The sequence below is a fragment of the Stenotrophomonas geniculata genome (assembly GCF_034508895.1).
Lineage (GTDB): Bacteria > Pseudomonadota > Gammaproteobacteria > Xanthomonadales > Xanthomonadaceae > Stenotrophomonas > Stenotrophomonas geniculata.
This window is the reverse complement of record NZ_CP140571.1, coordinates 1,989,706-2,011,774: the sequence shown is the minus strand read 5'-3', so window position 1 is coordinate 2,011,774 and position 22,069 is coordinate 1,989,706. Positions and strand designations below refer to the sequence as shown.

At 66.7% G+C, this 22,069-nt stretch carries 19 protein-coding genes; 4 read left to right on the top strand and 15 right to left on the bottom strand.

All coding sequences use genetic code 11. The features are described 5' to 3' along the window. Nucleotides 1–9: 9 nt before the first annotated feature. Entirely contained in the window at nt 10–3,219 is a 3,210-nt protein-coding gene (locus RI032_RS09320) for an efflux RND transporter permease subunit (protein WP_322548176.1), read from the top strand. Between the two features lie 59 nt (nt 3,220–3,278). On the opposite strand, the gene RI032_RS09315 is transcribed toward RI032_RS09320, so the two are convergent. The 9 genes from RI032_RS09315 to RI032_RS09275 form a co-directional block, all read right to left on the bottom strand. Then, complete coding sequence (locus tag RI032_RS09315) at nt 3,279–5,051, bottom strand: DUF885 domain-containing protein (protein ID WP_197654876.1); 1,773 nt, start codon at nt 5,049–5,051, stop codon at nt 3,279–3,281. Between the two features lie 161 nt (nt 5,052–5,212). Then, nucleotides 5,213–5,560, bottom strand: coding sequence for a lipid-A-disaccharide synthase N-terminal domain-containing protein (locus RI032_RS09310; RefSeq protein ID WP_043399630.1), 348 nt, complete (start codon nt 5,558–5,560; stop codon nt 5,213–5,215). Beyond that, nucleotides 5,560–6,282, bottom strand: a complete 723-nt coding sequence (locus tag RI032_RS09305) for a glycosyltransferase family 2 protein (RefSeq protein WP_019338305.1) — start codon at nt 6,280–6,282, stop codon at nt 5,560–5,562. The genes RI032_RS09310 and RI032_RS09305 overlap by 1 nt, the downstream gene beginning before the upstream one ends. A gap of 89 nt (nt 6,283–6,371) precedes the next feature. After that, the gene (locus tag RI032_RS09300; protein ID WP_005411650.1) at nt 6,372–7,337 is read right to left on the bottom strand and encodes an NAD-dependent epimerase/dehydratase family protein; all 966 of its coding nucleotides are present in this window, start codon (nt 7,335–7,337) and stop codon (nt 6,372–6,374) included. A 51-nt stretch (nt 7,338–7,388) separates the two neighbouring features. Then, the gene (locus RI032_RS09295) at nt 7,389–8,120 is read right to left on the bottom strand and encodes a suppressor of fused domain protein (protein WP_057503012.1); all 732 of its coding nucleotides are present in this window, start codon (nt 8,118–8,120) and stop codon (nt 7,389–7,391) included. A gap of 126 nt (nt 8,121–8,246) precedes the next feature. Then, nucleotides 8,247–9,170 carry a ParB/RepB/Spo0J family partition protein gene (locus RI032_RS09290; RefSeq protein WP_312250776.1) on the bottom strand — a complete coding sequence of 308 codons (924 nt, stop codon included), beginning with the start codon at nt 9,168–9,170 and terminating at the stop codon, nt 8,247–8,249. Then, nucleotides 9,170–9,967, bottom strand: a complete 798-nt coding sequence (locus RI032_RS09285) for a ParA family protein (protein WP_010482381.1) — start codon at nt 9,965–9,967, stop codon at nt 9,170–9,172. The genes RI032_RS09290 and RI032_RS09285 overlap by 1 nt, the downstream gene beginning before the upstream one ends. Before the next feature lie 112 nt (nt 9,968–10,079). Then, complete coding sequence (gene rsmG, locus RI032_RS09280) at nt 10,080–10,718, bottom strand: 16S rRNA (guanine(527)-N(7))-methyltransferase RsmG (RefSeq protein WP_057503013.1); 639 nt, start codon at nt 10,716–10,718, stop codon at nt 10,080–10,082. 39 nt (nt 10,719–10,757) lie between these two features. Beyond that, the gene (locus tag RI032_RS09275; protein WP_043399636.1) at nt 10,758–11,357 is read right to left on the bottom strand and encodes a 4'-phosphopantetheinyl transferase family protein; all 600 of its coding nucleotides are present in this window, start codon (nt 11,355–11,357) and stop codon (nt 10,758–10,760) included. Between the two features lie 84 nt (nt 11,358–11,441). Between RI032_RS09275 and RI032_RS09270 the strand changes: the two genes are divergently transcribed. Next, nucleotides 11,442–11,693, top strand: a complete 252-nt coding sequence (locus RI032_RS09270) for a GlsB/YeaQ/YmgE family stress response membrane protein (RefSeq protein WP_005411656.1) — start codon at nt 11,442–11,444, stop codon at nt 11,691–11,693. Between the two features lie 72 nt (nt 11,694–11,765). Here the strand turns inward: RI032_RS09270 and xth are convergent, their stop codons facing one another. The 4 genes from xth to RI032_RS09250 form a co-directional block, all read right to left on the bottom strand. After that, nucleotides 11,766–12,533, bottom strand: a complete 768-nt coding sequence (gene xth / locus RI032_RS09265; protein ID WP_322548175.1) for an exodeoxyribonuclease III — start codon at nt 12,531–12,533, stop codon at nt 11,766–11,768. 153 nt (nt 12,534–12,686) lie between these two features. After that, nucleotides 12,687–14,096, bottom strand: a complete 1,410-nt coding sequence (locus tag RI032_RS09260; RefSeq protein ID WP_322548174.1) for a coniferyl aldehyde dehydrogenase — start codon at nt 14,094–14,096, stop codon at nt 12,687–12,689. A 275-nt stretch (nt 14,097–14,371) separates the two neighbouring features. Next, the gene (locus tag RI032_RS09255; protein ID WP_257472305.1) at nt 14,372–16,033 is read right to left on the bottom strand and encodes an MFS transporter; all 1,662 of its coding nucleotides are present in this window, start codon (nt 16,031–16,033) and stop codon (nt 14,372–14,374) included. Nucleotides 16,034–16,143: 110 nt separating this feature from the next. After that, complete coding sequence (locus tag RI032_RS09250; RefSeq protein WP_019337935.1) at nt 16,144–17,571, bottom strand: DcaP family trimeric outer membrane transporter; 1,428 nt, start codon at nt 17,569–17,571, stop codon at nt 16,144–16,146. 245 nt (nt 17,572–17,816) lie between these two features. Between RI032_RS09250 and acs the strand changes: the two genes are divergently transcribed. Further along, nucleotides 17,817–19,760, top strand: coding sequence for an acetate--CoA ligase (acs, locus tag RI032_RS09245; protein WP_049413195.1), 1,944 nt, complete (start codon nt 17,817–17,819; stop codon nt 19,758–19,760). 121 nt (nt 19,761–19,881) lie between these two features. Then, the gene (locus RI032_RS09240; protein WP_005420420.1) at nt 19,882–20,547 is read left to right on the top strand and encodes a response regulator transcription factor; all 666 of its coding nucleotides are present in this window, start codon (nt 19,882–19,884) and stop codon (nt 20,545–20,547) included. Nucleotides 20,548–20,649: 102 nt separating this feature from the next. Here the strand turns inward: RI032_RS09240 and RI032_RS09235 are convergent, their stop codons facing one another. Together RI032_RS09235 and RI032_RS09230 are read right to left on the bottom strand one after the other, a co-directional pair. Continuing rightward, nucleotides 20,650–21,105, bottom strand: coding sequence for an REP-associated tyrosine transposase (locus RI032_RS09235; protein WP_322548173.1), 456 nt, complete (start codon nt 21,103–21,105; stop codon nt 20,650–20,652). A 146-nt stretch (nt 21,106–21,251) separates the two neighbouring features. Further along, nucleotides 21,252–21,827 (bottom strand): manganese efflux pump MntP, encoded by a 576-nt coding sequence (locus RI032_RS09230; RefSeq protein WP_010482394.1) that lies wholly within the window; start codon nt 21,825–21,827, stop codon nt 21,252–21,254. Nucleotides 21,828–22,069 lie beyond the last annotated feature (242 nt).

Below are 22,069 nucleotides of genomic sequence, written 5' to 3'. Positions count from 1 at the left end.
GAGGCGACCATGTTCAAGCTGATCATTGAAACAGCGGTGCGCCACCGCTGGCTGGTGGTGTTCATGGCCGCGCTGATCGCCGCCGTGGGCCTGTTCCAGCTCGGCAAGCTGCCGATCGACGCGGTGCCGGACATCACCAATCGCCAGGTGCAGATCAACACGGTGGCGCCGGCGCTGACCCCGGAGCAGATCGAGCGGCAGGTGACCTACCCGCTGGAAACCGCGCTGGCCGGCATTCCCGGCCTGACCACCACGCGTTCGCTGTCGCGCAATGGCTTCTCGCAGGTCACCGCGATCTTCACCGATGCCACCGACATCTACTTCGCCCGCCAGCAGGTAGCCGAGCGCATGCGCGAAGCGTCGGAAGACCTGCCCGATGGTGCATCACCGATGCTGTCGCCGGTCACCACCGGCCTCGGTGAAGTGCTGATGTGGACGGTGGACTTCACCACGTTCGACCCAGCCAAGCTGGCCAAGCCCGGTGAAGCCGGCTGGCAGGCCGGTGAGGTCTACCGCACACCGGAAGGCAACCTGCTGCGCACGCCGGAGGAACGCGCGACCTACCTGCGCACCGTGCAGGACTGGATCATCGCGCCGCAGATGCGTTCCAGTCCGGGGCTGGCCGGCGTCGATACGGTTGGCGGCTACGTCAAGGAGTACGGCGTGCATCCGGACAGCGCCAAACTGGCCGCGCACGGCCTCGGCCTGGCCGACCTGGTCACTGCCCTGCAGCGTTCCAACGTGCAGGCCGGTGCCGGTTTCGTGCAGCGTGCCGGCGAGGGCCTGGTGGTACGTGCCGACGGCCTGGCGCTGACCACCGACGACCTGGCGCAGGCGCCGGTGGCCACCCGCAATGGCGTGGTGGTGCGCGTGGCCGATGTGGCCGACGTCGACCTGAGCCGCGCGCCGCGCCTGGGTGCGGCCAGCCGCAATGGCCATGAAGCCGTGCTGGGTACCGCGCTGATGATCGCCGGTGGCAACAGCCGCACCGTGGCGCAGGCAGCTGCGGCGCGCCTGGAACAGGTGAACAAATCGCTGCCGGCCGACATCGTGGCGGCACCGGTGCTGGACCGCAGCGTGCTGGTCAATTCCACCATCAAGACCGTGGCCAGGAACCTCACCGAGGGCGCACTGCTGGTGGTGGTGGTGCTGTTCCTGCTGCTGGGCAACCTGCGTGCGGCGACGATCACCGCGCTGGTGATCCCGCTGTCGTTCCTGTTCGCAGTGATCGGCATGAACCGCTTCGGCATCAGCGGCAACCTGATGAGCCTGGGTGCGCTGGACTTCGGCATCCTGGTGGACGGTGCGGTGATCGTGGTCGAGTCGACCCTGCTGATGCTGGGCCAGCGCCGCGCCGAACTGGGCCGTGCGCTGACCGCGATGGAACGCCTGCGCGTGGCCGCCGATTCGGCGCTGAAGATGGCGCGCCCGGCGGCGTTCGGCCAGCTGATCATCCTGCTGGTGTTCGCGCCGATCCTCACCCTGGAAGGCGTGGAGGGCAAGACGTTCCACCCGATGGCGGCGACCTTCATGCTGGCCCTGGTCGGTGCCTTCCTCTTCTCTTTCACCTTCGTGCCGGCGATGGCCGCACTGCTGGTGCGCGAGCCGAAGCTGAAGGACGGCGAGGCACACAGCGATGATGGCGAGCACGAAACCAAGCTGATCCGTGTACTGCGTGCGCGCATCGAGCCGGTGATCCGCAAGGCCGTGGCGCATCCGCGCACGGTGGTGGCCGGTGCGGTGATGATGGTGGTGGTGGGCATCGGCTCGTTCTCGCTGCTGGGCCGTGAGTTCATGCCGACGCTGGACGAAGGCAACGTGGCGATGCAGGCCCTGCGCGTGCCATCGACGTCGCTGGAGCAGTCACTGGCCATGCAACTGGCGTTGGAGAAGGTGATTGCCAAGCAGCCGGAAGTGGAGACGGTGTTCTCGCGTACCGGTACCGCCGAGGCGGCGATCGATCCGATGCCGACCAACATCTCCGACAGCGTGATCGTGCTGAAGCCGCGCAAGGACTGGCCCGATCCGAAGCTGGACAAGGAAGCCCTGGTGGCACGCTTCGAGAAACTGGCCGGGCAGCAGCTGGGCAACAGCTTCGAGTTCAGCCAGCCGATCGAACTGCGCTTCAACGAGCTGATCTCCGGCGTGCGTACCGACCTGGCGGTGATGATCTTCGGCGATGACTTCAGCCAGCTGCAGAAGGTGGCCGACCAGGTGGCGTTGAAGCTGCGTGCGGTGAACGGCGCGGCCGACGTGCGGGTGGAACAGATCTCCGGCCTGCCTACGCTCAACGTAGCGATCGACCACGTGGCGGCGGCGCAGTACGGGCTGACCGCCGCGGACGTGAGTGATGCGCTGTCCACCGGCATTGGCGGTACTGCGGCCGGCAAGATCTTCGAAGGTGATCGCCGCTTCAACGTGGTGGTGCGCCTGGACGATGCCTCGCGCAACGATCCGGACCAGCTCGCGTCACTGCCGATCGCCACGCCGTCAGGGCTGGTGATTCCGCTGTCGTCGGTGGCGCGCATCACGGTGAGCGAAGGGCCGAACCAGATCAGCCGCAACAACGGCAGCCGCCGTGTGGTGGTGCAGGCCAATGTGCGTGGCCGCGACCTCGGTGGCTTCGTCGGCGAGGCGCAGGCCGCCGTCGCCGACGTGGCACTGCCGCCGGGTGCCTACCTGACCTGGGGTGGCCAGTTCGAGAACCTGCAGCGCGCGGAGCAGCGGCTGGCGACGGTAGTGCCGGTGGTGTTCCTGCTGATCGGCAGCCTGCTGTTCATGGCCCTGCGCAGCGGCAAGGAAGCCATTCTGGTGTTCAGCTGCGTGCCGTTGGCGCTGGTCGGCGGCATCCTCGCGCTGCTGCTGCGTGGCATGCCGTTCTCGGTATCGGCGGCGGTTGGCTTCATCGCCGTCTCCGGCGTGGCGACCTTGAACGGCCTGGTGTTGATGCAGGCGATCCGCGAACGCCTGGATGCCGGCGACCTGCCGCTGCAGGCGGCGATCAACGGTGCCTCCAGCCGCATCCGCGCGGTGTTGACCACGGCGCTGGTGGCGATCGTCGGCTTCATTCCGATGGCGATTGCCAGTGGTTCCGGCGCGGAGGTGCAGAAGCCGCTGGCGACGGTGGTGATCGGTGGCCTGATCACCGCCACCGTGCTGACCCTGCTGGTGCTGCCGACGTTTGCCGCGCGCGTGGCCAAGCCGCGGGCGGTGGGGTGAGGTGAGAGGGGGTCGGAGCCCCGCCCTTCGGGCGGGGCTCTGACCCGATCACACGACGGTCAGGCCTTCTTGCGTTCGGCGATGTAGGCCTGGATCTGCTGTTCCAGCACCGGCAGCGGCACCGAGCCCTGCTTGAGCAGGGTGTCGTGGAAACCCTTGATGTCGAACTTGTCGCCCAGCTCCTTCTCGGCCTGCGCACGCAGGCGCACGATGGCGATCTCGCCCAGCTTGTAGCTCAGCGCCTGGCCCGGCCAGGAAATGTAGCGGTCCACTTCGGTGGTCACTTCATGCTCGCTCAGCGCGGTGTGGTCACGCAGGTAGGCCAACGCCTGCTCGCGGGTCCAGCCCTTGCTGTGCACGCCGGTGTCGATCACCAGGCGCGCAGCACGCCACATCTCGTAGGTCAGGCGGCCGAAATCCTCGTACGGGGTTTCATAGATGCCCATTTCCACGCCCAGCTTCTCGCAGTACAGCGCCCAGCCTTCGCCATAGGCGGAGATGTAGGCGTTGCGGCGGAACTCGGGCAGGTTCTTCTGCTCGGCGGCGATGGCGCCCTGCAACGCGTGGCCCGGATCGGACTCATGCAGGGTCAGTGCCGGCAGGTTGTACAGCGGGCGCGACGGCAGGTTGTAGGTGTTGAGCCAGTAGGTGCCCATGCCACCGCGGCCGGCGGTCCAGAACGGCGCAATGTCCGGCGGCACCGGCACGATGGTGAAGCGGGCGCGTGGCAGCGTCATGTACTTGCCAAGCTGGCCATCGGCGCGCTTGGAGATCCACGCGGCACGCGACAGCAGCTCTTCCGGCGTCTTGGCGTAGAACTGCGGGTCGGTACGCAGGAAGGTCAGGAACTCGGCGAAGCTGCCCTTGAACTTCACCTGCTTGATGATGTCGTTCATTTCCTTCTGGATGCGTGCGACTTCATCCAGGCCGATGCGGTGGATCTCGTCCGGCGACAGGTCCAGCGTGGTGTATTCGTGGATCTGCTGCTTGTAGTACGCCTTGCCGTCGGGCATCGCTTCGGCGGCCAGGGTGGTACGCGCCTGAGGCACGTATTCGTTGACGAAGAAGGTGCGCAGCTGCTGGAACGCGGGCACCACCTTGCCACTGATCGCTTCACGCGCCTGCGCCTGCAGTTTGGCCTGTTCGGCCGCCGGAACGGTGTTGGGCAGCTTCTTGAACGGTGCGTACAGCGGCGACTCGGTCGGGTCCTTCAGTTCGGCGACGGTGGCGATGGAGACCTCGCGGCCATCGAGCACCGCACGCGGCACGCTGAAGCCACGCTTCAGGCCGGCGCGCATGTTGTCGGTCTGCTGGCCGAAGTAGCGCGGCACATCGTTCAGCCGTGCGATGTAGTTCTGGTAGTCCTGCACGGTCTTCATCTCGCGCCGGGCCATGAAGGACAGGTTGGACCAGAACGAGGAGTCGGCGTTGAACGGCATCTCGTAGCCACGCAGGCGCGTCTCTTCGGCCAGGTTGAACACCTGGTCGTGGTAGATCGCGTAGTTGACCTGGTTGTCGGGCGACAGGGTCTTCGGATCGATCTTCTTCAGCGCGGCGAGGGTCTCGTCCCACACCTTCAGGCGCGCCTGCTGCGCGGCCGGGCCGACGTCGGGCATGCGGGTGGCGTTGGCCGGAGCGTCTTCGTCCTCGCTGGCCTCGCCGCCGCCATCCTGGCGCCACTTCCATTCCTTCTCGTACAGCGCGCGGAAGGCGGCATCGGCGGGCGATTCGGTGGCCACGCTGGCCGGTGCGGCGGTGGCGGGCGGCGCGGCCAGGGCCACGGCAGGGGCGGACAGGGCGATCAGCAGGGCAACGGCAAGACGGGTTTTCACGAGCACAGGTTCCCGGGAAGGCAGACCCCGATCATGGCACCGCTCACCGTCCGTGGCATGGGACGAAGGTCCTGCCTGCGCCGCGGACCGGGGCCCCGGTAGCGGCCAACCTGGGTTGGCCCCAAACCCAGCGCCGACCAAGGTCGGCATCTACCGGAGACCTAGTGGCTGGCCTTGTCCCGCTTCCAGCCCCGGTGCTTGATGTCCAGCTGCAGGCTGTACAGCGCGGTGAACGCCGGGAACAGGTTCTGCAGCACGCCCACCGAGTCCTGCTTGGCCGAGAACAGGAAGTAGCTCAGCGTCATCAGGCTGCCGACCACGCTCATGTACCAGAACAGCCGCGGGATCACCGGCTTGCCCGCACGCTTGGACGCGATGAACTGGACCAGCCAGCGGCCACCGAACATCAGCGCGCCGGTATAGCCGATCAGCTTCCAGCCGGTCACATGCAGGCCGGTCCAGTACAGCCAGGTCAGCGGCTGGTCGAGCCAGTGCAGTTCCAGCCCCATCACCGCTCTTCCACCGCAGTGCGCTTGCTGCGGGTGATCAGCCAGGCCACGCCGCGCAGATCACGAATGCCGACCAGCGCGCGGCCCAGATTGTTGTACTTGGACACGCCGGCGGTACGGTGGCGGTGGTTGACCGGCACGCTGGTGGTCTTCCAGCCAGCACGCTGCATCAGCGCCGGCAAGTAGCGGTGCATGTGGTCGAAGTACGGCAGGTCGAGGAACGCGCTGCGCTCGAACAGCTTGATGCCGCAGCCGGTATCGGGCGTATCGTCGCGCAGCATGCGTGCACGGATGGCGTTGGCCCACTTGCTGGCCCAGCGCTTGCTGCCGCTGTCCTGGCGGTTGACACGCCAGCCGGCGAACAGCTTCACCTGCGCCTCGGCGGCATCGCGCGCGGCCAGCAGTTTCGGAATATCGGCCGGATCGTTCTGGCCGTCACCATCGAGGGTGGCGATCCAGGGCGCCCGTGCGTGCTTGACGCCGGTGCGCACGGCGGTGCTCTGCCCGCTCTGGTTCACGTGGTGCAGCACCCGCAGTTCCGGCGTGGTCGCCTTCAGGCCCTGCAGCACAGACAGGGTGTCATCGCGCGAGTGATCGTCGATGTAGACGATCTCGAACGGCAGCCGCCCGCGCAGTGCAGCGGTGATTTCGGCAACCAGCGGGGCGACATTGTCGCGCTCGTTGAATACCGGGACGACAACGGAAAGCTCGGGTTGGCTCATAAGGCACTCGGCCAAAGGGGGACAAAGACCGCGCATTCTCCGAAGCCGAGGTTATCCGAAGATGAATCCGGCTGTGTGAGGATCCCTCCTCAGGCGCGATCACCAAAGTACTCGCGGCACCACTGCACGACGGGGGGCAACCCTTCTTCGATCGGGGTCACCGCATCGAAGCCGAATGCGTCATGGGCGCGCCGGGTGTCGGCCATCGTGCGTACCATGTCGCCGGGCTGCATGGGCTTGTAGACCTTCTGCGCGGGGCGGCCGGCCGCCTGCTCGATCACGCTGATGAAGCGCTCCAGCTCGACCGGCGTATGGTTGCCGAGGTTGAACACCCGGTGCGGTACCGGACCATCGGCCGGATGCGCGAGCGCGCCGAGAATACCCGACACGATGTCGGAGACATGTGTGAAATCGCGCTGCATGCGGCCTTCGTTGAACACGTCGATCGGCCGCCCCGCCAGCACCGCGCGCGAGAACAGCAGCGGCGCCATGTCCGGCCGGCCCCACGGGCCATACACGGTGAAGAAGCGCAGGCCGGTGGCATGCAGGCCGTAAAGCTGCGCGTAGGTGTAGGCCATCAGCTCGTTGGCCGCCTTGGTCGCCGCGTACAGCGAGCGCGGCTGGTCCACGCGCTGGTCCTCGGAGAACGGCGGCGTGGCCGAATCGCCGTAGACCGAACTGCTGGAGGCATAGACCAGGTGTTGCACGCCACGGTGGCGACACAGCTCGAGCATGTTGACGAAGCCGACCAGGTTGCTGTCGACGTAGGCATGCGGGTTTTCCAGCGAATAGCGCACGCCGGCCTGCGCGGCCAGATGGATCACCGCGGTCGGCTTCACTTCGTCGAACAGTGCCGCCAAGCCCTGCTGGTCGGTCAGGTCCAGGGTGCGCAGGTCCAGCGCCGGGCACAGCGCTGCCACACGGTCGCGCTTGATCTGCGGATCGTAGTAGTCGTTGAAGTTGTCCAGGCCGACCACCGGCTGGCCCGCCTCCAGCAGCGCGCGGGCGGTGTAGGCACCGATGAAGCCGGCAGCGCCGGTGAGCAGGATGGTCATGGCAGTTGCCTGGAAATCAATGAGTACAGGTGCAGAGGATACGCTGCGGGCTCAGAACAGCCCGAAACGCTTCTTGGCCACATTGGCGCGGCCGGGTTCGATCACGTCCTGGATCTTCTTCGCATCGAAGCGGTCGAGCAGCGCCTCGGCGCCCTTCTTCAGCTTCAGATCCATCTCTTCCGGATACAGCGGAACCAGGGCCATGAAGCTGATGGTCTTGCCGTCGTCCAGTTCCAGCGTGGCGAAGTCCTCCGGGGTCGTCACCGGCGGCAGCACAATGGCACCGTCGAAGCCCACGCCCTGCGCGTAGGGCTCGCTGGGGTGGCCGTTGGGAATGGTGTGGCCGAAGCCCAGCCAGGTGTCGTACTCGTGCGGCAGCCGCGCCATGCCCTTCAGCAGGCGCACCGGCCAGTAATTGCGTTCGTCCTCGAAGGCATCCTGCGAGATCGGCCAGTCAGCCGGCAGGGTCACCATCAGTTCCATGTAGCGGGGCACGTCCGCGTCCACCTCGGCGGGCACGGTCATCGGCAGGTCGCTCATGCCGGAGGTGACCAGTCGCAGGTACGGACACTGGTCAGTGGCCGGTACCACGTGCACGTCGATGTGCACCAGGTCGGAGATGATCTCGTGGAAGACACCGGACACCGGACCCAGATGGCGCTCGATGTGCGCGCCGATCGCCTCGATGTGTTCTTCGCCCTGTGGCGGGGTGAAGTCCTTCTGGCGGCTGTGCACCATGATCGGGCTGCCGCCCGGGCTGACGTCGTCGAATGTGTTGCTCATGTCCTGCTCCCTGGATGAGGCCACGGACCGGAGAGCGATGCATCCCCCGGCGCGCGCGGCGGTGCGTTCCCTGTCACCTGCAGGACGCGGCAGGAACAGGCCGCATCCCTTGGCGCTGCGCCGGGCTCAGCCGTGGCGCGTACGCAGCTTTTCCAGCACGCCGTCCAGGGTATCCAGGTCGGTGTAGTGGATGATCAGCTTGCCCTTGCCACCCCGGCCGTGGCTGATCGCCACCTTGGCGCCCAGCGTTTCGGACAGTTCGGTTTCCAGCGAGGCGATGTCGGCCTGCTGCACCTTCGGCGTGGCGACCGGGCGATTGCTCGGCACCTTGCCGGCGGCGAAGGCCTGCGCACGGCGCTCGACCTCGCGCACCGACCAGCCTTCATCGGCCGCTTCCTGCGCCAGCTTGCCGGCCAGCTCGGGGGCCAGGGTCAGCAGCGCGCGGGCGTGGCCCATTTCCAGGCGGCGGGTTTCCAGCAGCAGGCGGATCGCCACCGGCAGCTCCAGCAGGCGCAACAGGTTGGACACCGCCGCGCGCGAGCGGCCGACGGCCTCGGCGGCCTCGGCATGGGTCAGGGTGAATTCGCTGATCAGGCGCTGCAGCGCCTCGGCTTCTTCCAGCGGGTTGAGGTCTTCGCGCTGGATGTTCTCGATCAGCGCCATCGCAATGACGGTGCGGTCTTCCAGCTCGCGCACCACCACCGGCACTTCGTCCAGGCCGGCCAGCTGCGATGCGCGCCAGCGGCGCTCACCGGCGACGATTTCGTAGTTGCCGGCGGGCAGCTGGCGCACCAGGATCGGCTGGATCACGCCCTGCGACTTGATCGAGTCGGCCAGCTCGGACAGCTTGCCCTCGTCCATCTCGCGGCGCGGCTGGTACTTGCCCGGCTGCAACTGGCCCACGGCCAGCTTGCGCAGCACTTCACCCGGCAGCGGCTCGATCACCGCGGTGGTGGCCTGCACCTGACTGACCGCGCCTTTCGGGCCCAGCAGCGCATCCAGGCCACGGCCGAGGCCTCGCTTCTTGGCTGCCGGCTTGCTGCTGGTCATCAGACGGTCTCCACGGCCTTGGTGGCCTTGTTGCGTTCGTTGTTGCGGCGGATGATCTCGCCGGCCAGGCCCAGGTAGGCCACGCCACCGCGCGAGGCGCGGTCATAGCCGACGATGCTCTGGCCATGGCTGGGCGCCTCGGCCAGGCGCACGTTGCGCGGCACGATGGTGCGGAACACGCGGTCGCCGAAGTGCTCGGTGAGCTCGGCCGAGACCGCGTTGGCCAGGTTGTTGCGCACGTCGAACATGGTGCGCAGCACGCCTTCGATCTCCAGCGCCGGGTTAAGGTTGGCACGCAGCGCATCGATGGTTTCCACCAGCGCGCTCAGGCCTTCCAGCGCGTAGTACTCACACTGCATCGGCACGATCACCGAATCGGCGGCGGCCAGCGCGTTGAGCGTCAGCAGCGACAGCGCCGGCGGGCAGTCGATCAGGATGTAGTCGTACTCGTCGCGGATTGGTGCCAGCGCGCGCTTCAGCCGCTGCTCGCGCTCGCTCTGCGCCATCAGCTGGATCTCGGCGGCGGTCAGGTCGATGTTGCCGGGCAGCAGGTCGTAGCCTTCGGCGGTCTGCACGCGCACGTCGGCGGCGCTGGACTCGCCCAGCAGCAGATCGTAGGTGGAAGCGGCCAGCTCACGCTTGTCCACGCCACTGCCCATGGTCGCGTTGCCCTGCGAATCCAGGTCGACCAACAGCACGCGCTTGGGTGCGTTGGCCAGGGAAGCGGCCAGGTTGACGGCGGTCGTGGTCTTGCCGACGCCACCCTTCTGGTTGGCGATGGCGATGATGCGGGCCATGCGGGTGTGCCTCGTCGACGTGTGCTGGGACCGGTCATTATGCGTACAACCGGCCCCTTGCGGAAATCGTGAATCGCCAACCCGTTGTTCCACAAAGGGCTGGCGGCGGGAATCAGGGGCCTGTAACCGTGACCAGGTGGCGTTCGCCGGCCAGGCCGGGCACGCTCAACGGGGTCACCTCACGCACCTGCCAGCCAGCCGGCAGGTCCGCGATCTCCTCATGCGGGTAGACGCCCTTCATGGCCAGCAGTACGCCGCCGGGGCGCAGCAGGTGGCCACCAACGCGGACGATACCGGCCAGGGTGTCCATCGCGCGCGCGGTCAGCTGGTCGTAGCGGCCGGCCTCGTCCAGCGCCTCGGCGCGCGATTCGGCCACGCGGGCATTGTCCAGACCCAGCTGGCGCACGGCCTCGCGCATGAAGCGCGCCTTCTTGCCGTTGCTCTCGACCAGGGTGACCTGCAGGCCCGGGCAGGCGATCGCCAGCGGGATGCCAGGCAACCCGGGGCCGGTGCCGAGGTCGGCCAGGCTGCCATCAGCCACGAACCGCTGCATCGCCAGCGAGTCGAGCAGGTGGCGGGTGACCATCTCCTGCGGATCGCGGATGGCGGTGAGGTTGTAGGTGCCGTTCCAGCGGTGCAGCAGGGCCAGGTAGCGCAGCAGCGGCGGCGCCAGTGCGGCGTCCAGGCCCATGCTGGCCAGGCCCTGTTCCAGCGTGGCGGCCACGCTGGCGGGAAGTGGGTGTTCGCTCATGCCGGCATTATCGCCGGTTTTGCGCGCTGATTCCCCGCTTCAGTGCGGATACCAGGCCAATGCCGCACGGAACTGGCCGCTGGCCTGCCACTCGTGCAGGTGCCAGCGCGCGGCCTCGCCCAGTTCCGGGTCGCACCAGCGCAGGTGCAGGGCGCCATCGGCCCCCGGCGCCAGCTGCAGGCGGTGCAGGCCGAACGAGATGCCCTGTCCATGCGCCTTCAGGATGGCCTCCTTGATGCACCACACGCGGAAGAACCAGTGCTCGCGCCCGGCCTCGTCCAGGCTTTCCAGCCAGGCCACCTCCTCGGGGTGGAAGAAGCGCTGCACGATCTCCAGCAGGCGGGCCCGCGGCCGCAGCAGCTCCAGGTCCACGCCCAGCCGCACACCTTCGCCCAGCGCCACCAGCAGCACCTCGCCGCTGTGGCTCCAGCCGGTGCCGTAGTGGGCCAGTGCGCCGCTCAGTTCCGGCCGGCCCTTGTCATCGCGGACCAGCGGCAGCGTCTCCGGGTCGGCACCCAATGCCTGTGCCAGCACCTGCCGCGCCTGCGGTTCACCGCGCTGGCCCGGCACGTGCGGACGCCGCCAGACCGTCACCGGGCCGAAGCGCCACGGGCCATCGAGGGTGGCTGGCAGGCTCATCCGCACGCGCCCGTCACGCAATTGCACGACGGGTTCACAGCCCTGCGCGTCAACTGGTCACAGTTCCCCACCGGAGGTTCGATCATGGGCATCATCATCTGGCTGATCGTCGGCGGCATCGTAGGCTGGCTGGCCAGCATCATCATGAAGCGCGATGCCCAGCAGGGCATCATCCTCAACATCGTGGTCGGCATCGTCGGCGCGCTGATTTCCGGCTGGCTGTTCGGCGGTGGCATCAACGAAGCGATCACCATCCGCACCTTCCTGTTCTCGCTGATCGGTGCGGTGATCCTGCTGGCGATCGTCAACCTGTTCACCCGCAAGAGCATACGGTGATCTGGGGGTAGTGCCGGCCGCTGGCCGGCCGATGTTCCAGAACGGGCCCGGCAATCGCCGGGCCCCGTTCGTTCAACCGATCTGTACCCACGCCGGCGCATGGTCGCTCGGGCGTTCCCAGGTGCGCGGCTCGCGATCGATGCCCGAAGCCACCGCACCGCTCTTCAACGCATCGGAAACCAGGGTCAGGTCGATGCGCAGGCCCAGGTTGCGACGGAAGCCGGCGGCGCGGTAATCCCACCAGCTGAAGGTACCCGCCTCGTCGTTGTGCAGGCGGAAGCCATCGTGCAGGCCCAGCTGCAGCAGCTTGTTCAATGCGCCGCGCTCGGCGGTGGAGGTCAGGATGTGGTTGTCGTTCCACACCGCCGGGTCGTGCACGTCGCGTGCGTCCGGGGCGATGTTGAAGTCGCCCATCACGATCAGCTTCGGGTGGCGCTGCAGCTCTTCGGCGATCCAGGCATGGACCGCTTCCAGCCAGCGCAGCTTGTAGTCGTACTTGTCGGTACCGATGTCCTGGCCGTTGACCACGTACAGGTTGATCACGCGCAGGTCGCCGAAGGTACCGGCGATGACGCGCTTCTGCTCGTCCTCGAAGCCGGGAATGCCGATCTGCACGTCCTGTGCAGGCTCACGCGACAGCAGCGCCACGCCGTTGTAGGTCTTCTGGCCGGCGAACACGCTGCGGTAGCCGGCGGCGATCAGCGCAGAGTCGGGGAACTTGTGGTCCTCCAGCTTGGTTTCCTGGATACCGACGATGTCCGGGCCGAAATCCTTGAGCCACTGCTCCAGGTGCGGCAGGCGGACATTGAGCGAATTGACGTTCCACGAGGCGATCTTCATGGGCGCATTCTACCCGGGTAGGCCTGGGTTGCCTTGTAGAGCCGAGCCCACGCTCGGCTGCGTCTGCCTGGACCAGCCAAGGGCAGCCGAGCGTGGGCTCGGCTCTACAGAAGAATCGGGCGCTGATTCCGTAGAGCAACGCCATGCGTGGCTTCACCGCAGCAACAGCCTCAACAACCCCGCAATCTTCGAGTACGGCGGGCGCAGCCGGTCACTGGTCGCCCAGCGTGACTGCCACAGCACCGGCAGCCGCTTGCTCATCGCGTCGAACCCGGCCCGGCCGTGGTATGCACCCATGCCGCTGGCGCCAACCCCGCCAAACGGCAGCCCATCAGCGGCGAAGTGCAGCAGTGTGTCATTCACGGTCACCCCGCCCGCCACCACCTGGCCGAGGATGCGCTCCACCGTGGCCCGGTCATGGCTGAAGGGATACAGCGCCAGCGGCCGGTCACGCGACAGCACGTCGGCCAATGCGGCATCCAGATCCGGATAGGCGCGCACCGGCAGGATCGGCCCGAAGATCTCCTCGCGCATCAGCTCCAGGTCATCCGGCGGGTCCAGCACCACGGTCGGCACCAGCAGGCGCTCGCGGTCGGCGCGCGCCTCATCCACCTGCGCCAGCGGGATGACCGGCACGCCGCGTTCGCGCGCCTGCGCCAGATAACCCTGCAGGCGCCGGTACTGGCCTTCATTGATGATGCGCGTGTAGTCGTCCGCATCACTGAAATCGCCGTAGCGCTCGCGCACCTGCTGCTGCAGCGCCTGCACGAACTCGCGCTGGCGCGCGGTATCGATCAGCACGTAATCCGGCGCGATGCAGGTCTGGCCCGCGTTGAACCACTTGCCGGTGGCCAGCCGCGCGGCGGCCTTGTCCAGCGGGAAATCCCGACAGACGATGGCCGGCGACTTGCCGCCCAGCTCCAGCGTGACCGGCACCAGATGCTCGGCGGCGGCGGCCATCACCTTGCGGCCCACGGCGGTCGAGCCGGTGAACAGCAGATGGTCCAACGGCAGCGACGACACCGCTGCGGCCACGTCCGCCCCGCCCTGCACCACCGCCACCCGATCCGGCGGGAACACGCTGGCCAGCAGATCGGCCAGGAACGCGCTGGTACGCGGCGTGTGTTCGGACGGCTTCAGCAGCACGTGGTTGCCCGCCGCGATGGCCGTGGCCAGCGGCACCAGGGCCAGCGTGACCGGGTAATTCCATGGAGAGATCACCCCGACCACGCCCAGCGGCGTCGGCCGCAGTTGCGCGCGCGCCGGCCACAGCTTCCAGCCGGCCGATGCGTGCTGCGGCTTCGACCAGCGCCGCAGGTGGCGGCGCAGGTGGTCGATGGCCGACAGCACGCTCATGCCATCGGCCAGCTTCGATTCAACGTGGGCGCGGTGGCCGAAGTCTTCGGCGATGGCCTGGGCCATTTCATCCAGGCGTGGCTTCAGCGCCTCGCGCAGGCGGCGCAGGTCGGCCTCGCGCTGGTCGAGCGTGGGGCGCTGCGACTGCCAGGCGCTGCGCAGGGTGTGCAGGATGGCGGGGAGCTCGGCCGGCGGAATGGTGGTCATGCCGCGACTATACGGCGTGCGGCACGTCTCGATGGGGTCAGAACCCTTTCGCGTGCGAAAGGGTTCTGACCCCGGGCGCGAGATGGCGTGTGGCTTCGGATGCTTGTCAACCGCGATGACGGCATTGAACGCTGTCTGTTCGCGTCTGCGGAATTTTGTGCCGCGCGTAGCGCGGTCGCCGAGCATCGCTCGGCGCTACAGGGAAACGAAAAGGCCGTGGTCTGCACCACGGCCCCTGTAACCCGGTGGGTGCCGACCGTTGGTCGGCACGCCGGTTATTGGGTGATATCCACGTCCTTGGTTTCGCGCAGGAACAGGCCGCCGATCACCACCGACATCAGCGCGATGATGATGGGGTACCACAGGCCGTAGTACAGGTTGCCGGTACCGGCCACCAGCGCGAACGAGATCGCCGGCAGGAAGCCACCGAACCAGCCGTTGCCGATGTGGTACGGCAGCGACATCGAGGTGTAGCGGATGCGGGTCGGGAAGAGTTCGACCAGATAAGCGGCAATCGGACCGTAGACCATGGTCACGTACAGCACCAGCAGCCACAGCATGAAGATGGTGCCGGCGATGTTGATGCGGGCGCCATCGGCCTTGGCCGGGTAGCCGGCGGTGGTCAGGGCGGTCTTCAGCTCCGCACCGAATGCATCGGCCTTGGCCTTGCCTTCTTCCTTGGTCAGGCCGGCGGCCTCATACGAGGTGACGCTGGCGCTGCCCACGTTCACCATCGCCAGCGAACCGGCGGCGGCGGGCTGCACGTCGTACGGCACACCTGCCTTGGTCAGCGCGGCGGTGGCCACGTCGCAGGAGCTGGTGAACTTGCGCAGGCCCACCGGATCGAACTGGAACGAGCAGGTAGCCGGATCGGCCACGACCAGTGCCGGCGAGCTGCTGCGGGCTTCTTCGATGGCCGGGTTGGCGAAGTGGGTCAGGCCCTTGAAGATCGGGATGTAGGTGACGGCGGCCAGCAGGCAGCCGGCCAGGATGATCTTCTTGCGGCCGATGCGGTCGGACAGCCAGCCGAAGAAGATGAAGAACGGCACGCCCAGCGCCAGCGCGGCCGCGATCAGCAGGTAGGAGGTGGTGGCATCGACCTTCAGCATGCTGCTGAGGAAGAACAGCGCGTAGAACTGGCCGCCATACCAGACCACCGCCTGACCCGCCGCCGCACCGAGCAGGACCAGCAGCATCAGCTTCAGGTTGCCGCCCTTCAGGCTGTCACGGAACGGGGTCTTGGAACCCTTGCCCTCGGACTTCATCTGCTGGAACAGCGGCGACTCGCTCAGCTGCAGGCGGATCCACACTGAGACACCCAGCAGCAGGATCGAGACCAGGAACGGAATGCGCCAGCCCCAGGCTTCGAAGGCTTCATTGCCCAGGAAGTAACGGCAGGCCAGGATGATCAGCAGCGACATGAACAGGCCGAGCGTGGCCGTGCACTGGATGAAGCTGGTGTACAGGCCACGTTTGTCGTCCGGCGCGTGCTCGGCCACGTAGGTGGCGGCACCGCCGTACTCGCCGCCCATCGCCAGGCCCTGGGCCAGGCGCAGGATGATCAGGATCACCGGCGCGGCGAAACCGATCGAAGCGTAGTTGGGCAGCACGCCGACCAGGAAGGTCGAGATGCCCATGATCAGAATGGTGACCAGGAAGGTGTACTTGCGGCCGATGCGGTCGCCGAGGCTGCCGAAGAAGGCCGCGCCGAACGGACGCACGAAGAAGCCGGCGGCAAACGCCAGCAGGGCGAAGATCATGCCCGTGGTTTCATTGACGCCACTGAAGAACTGCTTGGCGATGATGGCCGCGAGCGAGCCGTACAGGAAGAAGTCGTACCACTCGAACACCGTGCCGAGGCTCGAGGCGAAGATGACCTTCTTGTGACCCTTGGTCAGGGTGCCCGCTTTGTGTGCGGTACTGGGTGTGCTGGACATGGGGCGTTTTCCCTCGGTAGATGCCGACCTTGGTCGGCACTCAATTCGGTAGGTGCCGGCCGCAGGCCGGCACGCAATCTCTGTAGGTACCGACCTTGGTCGGCACTGCTTTAGAAGCTGTACTTCGTGGTGAACTGCAGCCGGGTGATATCACCCTTGTTGCCGTTCTCCACTTCGCGACGGCCGTACATCAACTCCGCGCCGATATCGACCTTGGGCAGCGGCGAATAGAAGATGTTGCCGCGGATGCTCTGCACGCTCTTGGTCACCAGTGGGCCGAGGATGCTGTCGTTGTCGTAGTCGCTGCGCGCGTAGATCAGGTTGGTGCGCAACTTCGGCGAGAACGCATGCCGCCAGCCCACGTAGCCGGCAAGCACGCCGGTCGGGTTGAGTTCGTCGCGGGCCACGTCATAGGCACTGTCGGCGGTGATGCCCAGGCCGATGTAGCGGGCGATGCCTTCGCCGCCGGTCAGCTGGTAGTGCAGCGAATCGCTGTCACCCATCACCCATTTGCCGCCCAGGGTCAGGCCGCCAGCCACCTTGTCGGCCTTGGCGCCGGTGGCCTGGTTGTCGACCTTCAGCTGACGGACGATGCCGCCGACACCGAAGGTGCCCCAATCACCCTTCCAGCCATAGCGCATGGTCAGATCGGGCAGGCTGCCACGGTCGGAGTTGGCGCTGGCGTTGGTCCATGCCCCGGTGACCGGGTTGCGGGTACCGGTGAGGGTGGTGGTTTCCGGGTTTTCCAGCGCGACGCTGAAGCCACCCTGGGTGTAACGCACCTGGGCCTGGCGCACGAAGATCACGCCATCGGTGGGGCCGACGAAGTCGACCGCCTCGGGCAGTGCGGCCGCGTCCATGAAGTTGGACCAGGTCTGGCCGGCCATCCAGTTGTTCCAGTACATGTAGGCGTGGCGCAGGGTCACACCGTAGGTGTTGGTGGCGGTCTGGTTGCCCAGTGAATTGCCGAAGAAGTCCATCTCGAAGAACGCACCGGCCTTGTTGCCCGATTCGCTCACGTTGTCGATGCCCAGGTTGAAGCGCGAGAACTTGGCGTGGGCATTGAAGTCGGTGCCCGAACGCTTGCCGCTGCCGCCAGCGCCTTCCACCGGGGTCTGGCCCGGCAGGTACAGCGAGCGGCCGGTGGCGTCGTCGGCCAGCTGGCCATCGCTGGTCTGGGTGGCCAGGAAATCGGCCTTGATGAAGCCGCCGATCTTGACCGTGGTGCCCGGCGCCGCGCCCGGGGTGATGGTGGTGACCTGGATGGGCTGCTTGCCGGCCGGCACCTGTGCGACCGGCTTCTGCTCGGCCTGCACCGTGCGGACTTCGGTTACGGCCTGCTGGGTCTGGCTGATCTGGGTCTGTTGTTGTTGCTGCGAAGACAGCAGCAGCTGGACCTGGCGTTCCAGTTCGGCAACGCGTGCTTCCAGCGCCTTCTCTTTGGCGGTCTCTGCGAACGCCATGCCCGGTGCGACCAGGGCGACCAACAGGCAGGCCGCCAAAGGTGTGCGCACGGCTTTCAACGTACGGTGGCTCATGTTGCCCTCTCTCCCAAGTGGCAAGGTGATGCCGCGCGTGGGGCACGGTCGAGCCGAGACTGCGGGGCGATTATGTATAGCGGCTATTCGCCATTGGTCGAACCCGGCCCTGCTGGGCGCTCACTTTCGACCATGGTCTAACCAGAGTGGTGACGCGACCGGGGGTGGATGGGGCAAACTGAGGGGGATCGGTCGCTGCGATGCTGCGACCGCACACACAAAGTCAACGTGCAAGTGAGGGTGCCATGGCTGATATCTACCCCGTCGATCCGCAGTTCGCCGCCAAGGCACGCATCGACAAGACGTCGTACGAACAGCAGTACCAGGCTTCGGTGACCGACCCGGATGGTTTCTGGGGCAAGGCGGCAGAGCGCCTGCAGTGGATGCGCAAGCCGACGAAGATCAGGAACGTCAGCTACGACCTGTCCGACTTCCACATCAAGTGGTTCGAAGATGGCGAACTCAATGCCAGCGTGAACTGCCTGGATCGCCAGCTGGAAACGCGCGGCGACAAGACCGCCCTGCTGTTCGAGCCGGACGGCCCGGATGCACCGGCCCAGCACGTGACCTATCGCGAGCTGTACGAGCGCACCTGCCGCCTCGGCAACGCGCTGCGCAACCTCGGCGTCAAGAAGGGCGACCGCGTCACCATCTACCTGCCGATGATCGTCGACGCCGCCGTGGCCATGCTGGCCTGTGCGCGCATCGGTGCGATCCACTCGGTGGTGTTCGGTGGCTTCGCACCGAACTCGATCGCCGACCGCGTCAGCGACTGCCAGAGCAAGCTGATCATCACCGCCGACGAGGGCCTGCGCGGTGGCCGCAGGATTCCGCTGAAGGCCAACGTCGATGCCGCGCTGAAGCTGCCGGGCACGAACACGGTTGAAACCGTACTGGTGGTGCGCCACACCGGCGGCGCGGTGGACATGCAGGCCCCACGCGACCGCTGGTTCCACGATGTGGTGGACAGCCAGCCGGCCACCTGCGAACCGGAACGCATGAACGCGGAAGACCCGCTGTTCATCCTCTACACCTCCGGTTCCACCGGCAAGCCGAAGGGCGTGCTGCACACCACCGGCGGTTACCTGCTGTACGCGGCCTACACCCATGAAGCGGTGTTCGACCTGCGCGAGGACGACATCTACTGGTGCACCGCCGACGTCGGCTGGGTCACCGGCCACAGCTACATCGTGTACGGTCCGCTGGCCAACGGCGCGACCTCGCTGATGTTCGAAGGCGTGCCGAACTACCCGGATACCTCACGCTTCTGGAACGTCATCGACAAGCACAAGGTGAGCATCTTCTACACCGCCCCGACCGCCATCCGTGCACTGATGCGCGAAGGCGAGGAACCGGTGAAGAAGACCTCGCGCGCGTCGCTGCGCCTGCTCGGCAGCGTGGGCGAGCCGATCAACCCGGAGGCCTGGCGCTGGTACTACGAGGTGGTCGGCGACAGCCGCTGCCCAATCGTCGATACCTGGTGGCAGACCGAGACCGGCGGCATCCTGATCTCGCCGCTGGCCGGTGCGATGGATCTGAAGCCGGGTTCGGCCACCCTGCCCTTCTTCGGCGTGCAGCCGGCGCTGGTCAATGCCGATGGCGAGATCCAGGACGGCCCGACCGAGGGCAACCTGATCATCCGTGACTCCTGGCCGGGCCAGATGCGCACGGTGTACGGCGACCACCAGCGTTTCATCGATACGTATTTCCGCACCTACCCGGGCAGCTACTTCACCGGTGACGGGTGCCGCCGCGACGAAGACGGCTATTACTGGATCACCGGCCGCGTTGACGACGTGATCAATGTGTCCGGCCACCGCATCGGCACCGCCGAAGTGGAAAGCGCGCTGGTCTCGCACCCGAAGGTGGCCGAAGCGGCCGTGGTCGGCTTCCCGCACGACGTGAAGGGCCAGGGCATCTATGCCTACGTGACCCTGGTGGCCGAAGAAGCGCCGAGCGACGAACTGCAGAAGGAACTGGTCGCGTGGGTACGCAAGGAAATCGGCCCGATCGCCACGCCGGACCACCTGCAGTGGGCGCCGGGCCTGCCGAAGACCCGCTCGGGCAAGATCATGCGCCGCATCCTGCGCAAGATCGCCGAGAACGCGCCGGACCAGCTCGGCGACACCTCGACCCTGGCCGATCCGTCGGTGGTGGCGTCGCTGGTGGACGAGCGCAAGGTGCGCTGATGGCGTGACTGCAGGCGCAGGACGCGCCAGGGACGTGGCCGGGAGGAGGGACCCGGCCGCGTCCGACCCGTCCTGCACCTGCCATCACGTCGCTCTTTTTCCTGATCGATAAGCTCGACCCATGACCACCCTCCTGATTGCCGATGACCACCCGCTGTTCCGCGAAGCCCTGCGTGGGGCCGTGCAGCGGGTCATCCCGGGCGTACAACTGTTCGAGGCCGACAGCGTGGAAGCACTGTACGCGCTGGCCGATCAGCACAACGACGCCGACCTGGTCCTGATGGACCTCAACATGCCGGGTGCGCAGGGCTTCAACGCACTCGTGCACATGCGCTCACTGCATCCGCAGCTGCCGGTGGTGGTGGTGTCCGCGCGCGAAGAAGCCACGGTGATGCGCCGCGCGCTCGACCACGGTGCGCTCGGCTTCATTCCCAAATCGGCCGACTCGGACACCATCGGCCATGCACTCGGCACCATCCTCGATGGCGAGACCTGGGCACCGCCGGAGGCGCACAACGTGCCGCCCACCGGCAGCGAAGAACGCGAAGTCGGCCAGCGCCTGCGCGAGCTGACCCCGCAGCAGTTCCGCGTCCTGCAGATGCTCGGCGCCGGCCGCTTGAACAAGCAGATCGCCTACGACCTCAACGTCTCCGAAGCAACGATCAAGGCCCACGTCACCGCCATCCTGCGCAAGCTCGGCGTAACCAACCGCACCCAGGCCGTGCTGATGGCTGGCAAGCTGGCCATCGACGACGACGCCATCGTACTGCCGCCGGAAGAAGATTGATTGTGACCGACTATGGAGCCGAGCATGGGCTCGGCTCTACAGACGTCATGATGCCCCTGTAGAGCCGAGCCCACGCTCGGCTGCTCTTTGCCTCAATACCAATCACTCCTTAAGCGGCCATCGACTCCACCCATAGGGGTATTCCCCGATGCGCGTGGCCAGCCCAGCACGCACCGGATTGGCCGCGATATACACCGCCTGCGTGTGCAGGCATTCATCGCTGCGCAGCGCGTGGTCGTAGTATCCCGGCTGCCAGATCGGCGCGTTGGCATCAGCGCGCCTGCCGATGGAACGCCCGCTCCGTGATTTGAGGATCTGCATGCAGCCGGCAAGCGTGCCGGTACGGAGTTCGAACAGCCAATGCAGATGATCCGGCATCACCACCCAGGCGAGGGAGGAGGTCCGCCCCGTTCGCTCTACGGTGCGCAGTGCTTCGATCAGCAGATCGACGTTGGCCTTGTCGTCGAACCAAGGACGGCGTGCGCGTGTCACAGCCGTGATCGCGTAGACATTGCCGGTCTGCGACCAGCGACCAAAGCGGAGTGCGGGACTGGCCACGCGAAGAGGCTATGGCACGCATGACAGCCCTTCCATCAGTGCAACACCGCAATGCTTGTCAGCCAACACCCTGAGGTAGAGCCGAGCCCATGCTCGGCTGGCGCGCGAAGCAGCCGAGCATGGGCTCGGCTCTACAGGAACAGGCGTTACCCCACGCCGTGCAGGTGTTCGTACAGGATCGTCGCGCCGATGATCACCAGGATCACGCCACCGATGATCTCGGCGCGCTTGCCGACCATGCTGCCCAGCACGCGGCCGAGCATGATGCCGACGGTGACCATGGTCAGCGTGCACAGGCCGATGACTGCGGCCATCACACCGATATGCACGTCCATGAAAGCCAGGCCGATACCCACCGCCATCGCATCGATGCTGGTGGCGAAACCGGTCAGCGCCAGCTTCCAGAAGCCGTGGTGCTGCGAAGGATCTTCGTCTTCCTCGGCGCTGTCCGGACGCAGGCCGTTGTAGATCATGTGGATGCCCAGCGCACCGAGCAGGCCGAAGGCGATCCAGTGGTCGAACGCTTCCACGTACTGCAGGGCGGCACGGCCGAGCAACCAGCCGATGATCGGTGTGATCGCCTCGATGACGCCGAAGATGATGCCGGCGCGCAGCGCATCGCGGAACACCGGCTTGCGCATGGCCGCACCCTTGCCGATCGCCGCGGCGAAGGCATCGGTGGACATGGCAAAGCCGATCAGGAGGATCGAAATGGGGGACATTGGCGGCTGCTGAGGTCGGGCAAGGACGGACGCACGGCTCGCGCTCGCGCCCAACCTGACGTTGCGCGCGCGGGCCGCTGGTCTCGCCAACCATCATGGTTGTCCACGCCACGGCGCACTGGCCGAGTGTGTTGACGTGGACGATTCCTGCGAAGGAATCCGGCTACTCCCCAAGGGGACGCGCAGCTTAGCACCGCGATTCGCGCATGGCGCATTTGCGGCGAAACGCGCAGGCAGGGCTG

Coding starts and splice junctions, on each gene's coding strand:
- RI032_RS09285 (WP_010482381.1), bottom strand. CDS start 9,967: ATGGCCCGCATCATCGCCATCGCCAACCAGAAGGGTGGCGTCGGCAAG.
- RI032_RS09250 (WP_019337935.1), bottom strand. CDS start 17,571: ATGAGCCACCGTACGTTGAAAGCCGTGCGCACACCTTTGGCGGCCTGC.
- RI032_RS09295 (WP_057503012.1), bottom strand. CDS start 8,120: ATGAGCAACACATTCGACGACGTCAGCCCGGGCGGCAGCCCGATCATG.
- RI032_RS09240 (WP_005420420.1), top strand. CDS start 19,882: ATGACCACCCTCCTGATTGCCGATGACCACCCGCTGTTCCGCGAAGCC.
- RI032_RS09320 (WP_322548176.1), top strand. CDS start 10: ATGTTCAAGCTGATCATTGAAACAGCGGTGCGCCACCGCTGGCTGGTG.
- RI032_RS09230 (WP_010482394.1), bottom strand. CDS start 21,827: ATGTCCCCCATTTCGATCCTCCTGATCGGCTTTGCCATGTCCACCGAT.
- RI032_RS09305 (WP_019338305.1), bottom strand. CDS start 6,282: ATGAGCCAACCCGAGCTTTCCGTTGTCGTCCCGGTATTCAACGAGCGC.
- RI032_RS09310 (WP_043399630.1), bottom strand. CDS start 5,560: ATGGGGCTGGAACTGCACTGGCTCGACCAGCCGCTGACCTGGCTGTAC.
- xth (WP_322548175.1), bottom strand. CDS start 12,533: ATGAAGATCGCCTCGTGGAACGTCAATTCGCTCAATGTCCGCCTGCCG.
- RI032_RS09255 (WP_257472305.1), bottom strand. CDS start 16,033: ATGTCCAGCACACCCAGTACCGCACACAAAGCGGGCACCCTGACCAAG.
- RI032_RS09300 (WP_005411650.1), bottom strand. CDS start 7,337: ATGACCATCCTGCTCACCGGCGCTGCCGGCTTCATCGGTGCCTACACC.
- rsmG (WP_057503013.1), bottom strand. CDS start 10,718: ATGAGCGAACACCCACTTCCCGCCAGCGTGGCCGCCACGCTGGAACAG.
- RI032_RS09260 (WP_322548174.1), bottom strand. CDS start 14,096: ATGACCACCATTCCGCCGGCCGAGCTCCCCGCCATCCTGCACACCCTG.
- RI032_RS09270 (WP_005411656.1), top strand. CDS start 11,442: ATGGGCATCATCATCTGGCTGATCGTCGGCGGCATCGTAGGCTGGCTG.
- RI032_RS09275 (WP_043399636.1), bottom strand. CDS start 11,357: ATGAGCCTGCCAGCCACCCTCGATGGCCCGTGGCGCTTCGGCCCGGTG.
- acs (WP_049413195.1), top strand. CDS start 17,817: ATGGCTGATATCTACCCCGTCGATCCGCAGTTCGCCGCCAAGGCACGC.
- RI032_RS09290 (WP_312250776.1), bottom strand. CDS start 9,170: ATGACCAGCAGCAAGCCGGCAGCCAAGAAGCGAGGCCTCGGCCGTGGC.